The following is a 3543-nucleotide window of genomic DNA, read 5'->3' as shown; positions in this document are numbered from 1 at the left end:
GCGGCGACGCCGGCCAGCGTCGTCGCGTCCACCGCCGGCGCTCCTCGGTCGGCGGCGCTGGCCGGCGTCTCGGGACTGAACACCTATCTTGGCGGGACCGACGCGGCCCCGCGCAGCTTCACCTTCGAGAAGCTGAAGTTCGACACCGCCAAGAGCGACATACGCCCGGCCGACGCGGGTGAGATCGACACGATCGCGACCACGTTGAAGCAATATGGCACCGCCAAGGTCCGCATCGCCGGCTATGCCGACGCGCGCGGTTCCGACGCCGCGAACGCCGCGCTGGGCAAGAGCCGCGCCGACGCCGTCAAGGCCGCGCTCGTCGCCAAGGGCATCGACGGCGGCCGGATCGAGACCGTCTCGGGCGGCGCGGCCGACCCCGTCGACACCAATGCCACCGCTTCGGGCCAGGCGGAGAACCGCCGCACCGAGCTTGTCGTCGTTTCCCACTGATCCCGATCCCACGGAGAAGACCCATGACCCGCACCATCACCGCCCTGTTCGATCAGCGCCGCGATGCCGAGGCTGCCGAGGCCCGGCTGAAGGCGGCCAACATCGACGCCGGCCATATCGGCATCCATGACAAGACGAGCGCCGGCTATTCCGACACGGCTGCCTCGACCCATGCCGAGCCCGGCATCTGGGCCTCGATCCGGAACGCGTTCCTGCCCGACGATGACCGCCACACCTATGAGGAAGGCGTGCGGCGCGGTGGTTTCCTGCTGACCGCCGATGTCGGCGAGGAGCATGTCGAGGACGCGGTGCGCGTGCTGGAGGAGGCCGACACGGTGGACCTCGACGACCGGGCGCAGCAGTGGAAGTCGTCGGGCTGGGCGGGAACGCCGCCGGTTTCGCTGTCCGAAGGCTATGGCGACGACACGGTGCCCACGGGCGCGCTCGGCGCGACATCCCTCGGCGAGACTTCCACCGGCACGGCGTCCGCCGGCGCGCTCGGCGAGGAGGTCATCCCCATCGTCGAGGAGAGCCTGGTGGTCGGCAAGCGCGAGGTCGATCGCGGCGGCGTCCGGGTGCGTTCCTATGTCACCGAGGTGCCGGTCCACGAGCAGATCCGCCTGCGCGACGAGAGGATCGACGTCCAGCGCCGCGCGGTCGACCTGCCGCTGTCGGCCGCCGATGGCGACGCGTTCCGCGAGCAGACGATCGACGTGACCGCGACCGGCGAGGAGGCCGTGATCGGCAAGACCGCGCGCGTCGTCGAGGAAGTGGTCGTCTCCAAGACCAGCGACGAGCATGTCGAGCAGATCGACGACACGGTGCGCCGCACCGACGTCGAGATTGACCGAGACATCGCCCGGCCCGACGCCAAGGGCTGAACCGACCGGGACCGGGCACCGCGCGGGACGTTCTCGCGCGGTGTCGCCTTCGTCGGGCCGGGGCGGGTCGTTCAGCCCGTGGCGGCGGGCAGGCGGTCGAGCAGGCCGACGCCCGAAAGCGCGGTGGCCGCGCCATGGATCGCTTCGAACGGCAGCTTCGCCCGGTCGGCGATGTCCAGCGTCGAGCGCGAGCCGTCCGACTGGTTGAGCATCCACAGCATCGCAAGCTCGTCGGGGACCGCCCCGCCCTGGCCGGCGGTGGTCCGGTACAGGCCCCGCTTGCCGAGGCGCGGTTCTCCCTTGGGCGCGGTGGCCCGGTACGTCGCGTCGCGGTCGGCGACCGACAGGATCGCCTCCACGGCGGCCAGCGCTTCGCCGAGCGCGGCGGGCGTGATGAAGTCCAGGTCATCGGCGGACGTATGGTATTCCGGGAACTCGCCGTGCGGCGACCGCGACAGGCGTCCTACCGGCAGGTCGAACCCCGGCGAGCAATATTGCCGCTCGTCATAGCCCCATGGTGAGAAGTCGATCACGCCGCTGCCGGGATGGCGATCCGCCAGCACGTGCCGGGCCGCCCGGTCGACGACCGCGTCCCCGCGCCGCGACCTCTTGTAGGTGAACGCGCCCCGGTCGCCCAGCCCGGTGAGCACGAGGCCGTGTCGGATGCGGGGAACGATATGCTCGTTCAGCGCCAGCCAGGTGATCGACCCGATCGTGCCCGGCACGAACAGGATGCGCAGCGTGTGCCGCAGCGGCGCTCGCGTCGCGCGTCCCGCCAGGGCGGCGGCGATGACGAGGCCCGACAGATTGTCGTTGGCGAGCGAGGGGTGGCAGACGTGGGTGGAAACGAGGATCTCGTCCTCGATCGCGCCGGGGATCACGATCTCGCCCATCGTCAGGCTGCCGGGCGCGACCGAGGAGTCGATCACCACGTCGAACGGGCCGTCGCCCATCGCGTCCAGCTGCCGCTGGCTGAGGCAGAAGCCCCAGTTCGGGTTGTAGTAGCTTGTTCGATAGGGGATCAGGTCCGGCTGATCGGGCAGTGTGTGCAGGCGGGGGCGGAGTTCCGCCATCGTGAAGCGGCCGCGGACCGGGATGCTGTAGTTCAGGACGTGGAGGTTGTTGACCCGGAAGTCGACCACCCGCTCGCCGCCCGCACGCGCGATATAGGCGTCGCGGATGTTCCACTCGTCCGGCACGGTCCAGTCGAACACCTGCATCCCCGACGACACGTCGATGAACCGGATGTCCGCCCATTCGCGCAGGATAGACAGGCTTTGCCGCACGCCGTCGCCGGTGATGCTGCGGCAGATGGGGAACAGCCGCGCCGCCAGCGCGTGGAGCGCCGCCCCCGTCCCTTCCGCCGGACCCTCGGGCAGCTCCGGCCCCGTATCGGCGTCGGCGTCGGCGTCGGGCAGCATGGCCGCCTGCGCCGCGATCAACGTGAAACCCTGCGGTCGAGGCGCGACGATGCCATGGCGATGCTCCGAATACCTACTGCAGGGAGCCTAGGGGCGCCGGTCGCCACCGGCCATGTCTCATCGGGATGATCTGCGATATCGACCTAAGGGGCGAGCATCGGCCGGACGAACAGCTCCGTCAGCTCGGCGGTGTCGGGCATCGACAGGGCGGAGCAGACCGTCTGCGCCACGTCGTCGGCCTGCAGCAGGCGTTCGGGCCGGCAGGGCCGGTCGGCGGCGGCGAACATCGCCGCCTGCCCGGGTGTCGCCGTCGTGCCCGGCATCACCGAGACGACCCGCACGCCGGCGCCGTTCTCCTCGTCGCGGACGCCGTCGGCCACCGCCCGCAGCGCCGCCTTCGTCGCGGCGTACAGGCTGCGCCCGGCGAGGTTGGCGGCGCGCACGATCGACGAGTTGACGAACACGATCTGCCCGCGCGCGCGCCGGAGGTCGGGCAGCGCCGCCTGCGTCAGCGCGACGGGCGCCAGCACGTTGACCCGGAACAGCCGCTCCACCTCGCGCGGCGGCACCCCCTCCACGGTGCCGGCGCTCAGCGCCCCGGCGGCGTGGACCAGGAGGTCGAGCCTGCCGTGGCGTTCCAGCACCGCCGCGACCATCGCCGCCGCCGCGCCGTCCCCCGCGATGTCGACGCACAGGCCGGAGCAGCCGGCGGCGGCCCGCGTCGTCTCCGCAAGGTCCGACGCGGTCCGCGCGACGCACACCACCGTCGCACCCATGCCGGCCAGCCG

Annotated in this window: 4 protein-coding genes; 2 read left to right on the top strand and 2 right to left on the bottom strand. The window is 71.6% G+C overall.

The genetic code is table 11. The features are described 5' to 3' along the window. A partial coding sequence (locus HUV01_RS13890) for an OmpA family protein (protein ID WP_254606666.1) occupies positions 1–453 on the top strand: 453 nt, incomplete at its 5' end. Between the two features lie 23 nt (positions 454–476). Further along, a complete protein-coding gene (locus tag HUV01_RS13885) occupies positions 477–1334 on the top strand; it encodes a YsnF/AvaK domain-containing protein (RefSeq protein ID WP_174298807.1) in 858 nt (285 codons plus the stop codon). Positions 1335–1405: 71 nt separating this feature from the next. On the opposite strand, the gene HUV01_RS13880 is transcribed toward HUV01_RS13885, so the two are convergent. Both HUV01_RS13880 and HUV01_RS13875 read right to left on the bottom strand, forming a co-directional pair. Beyond that, complete coding sequence (locus HUV01_RS13880) at positions 1406–2776, bottom strand: DUF4910 domain-containing protein (protein WP_217431018.1); 1371 nt, start codon at positions 2774–2776, stop codon at positions 1406–1408. A gap of 122 nt (positions 2777–2898) precedes the next feature. Then, positions 2899–3543 (bottom strand): SDR family NAD(P)-dependent oxidoreductase (locus tag HUV01_RS13875; RefSeq protein WP_174298806.1); only part of this gene is annotated, 645 nt, incomplete at its 5' end.

The sequence above is a fragment of the Sphingomonas bacterium genome, from assembly GCF_903643035.1.
Taxonomy (GTDB): domain Bacteria; phylum Pseudomonadota; class Alphaproteobacteria; order Sphingomonadales; family Sphingomonadaceae; genus Sphingomonas.
Note: the sequence above shows the minus strand (reverse complement) of the source record. Positions and strands in the feature narration are given on the sequence as shown.

Excerpts from the sequence above, each read along its gene's own strand:
- HUV01_RS13885 (WP_174298807.1), top strand. The coding sequence starts at position 477 with ATGACCCGCACCATCACCGCCCTGTTCGATCAGCGCCGCGATGCCGAG.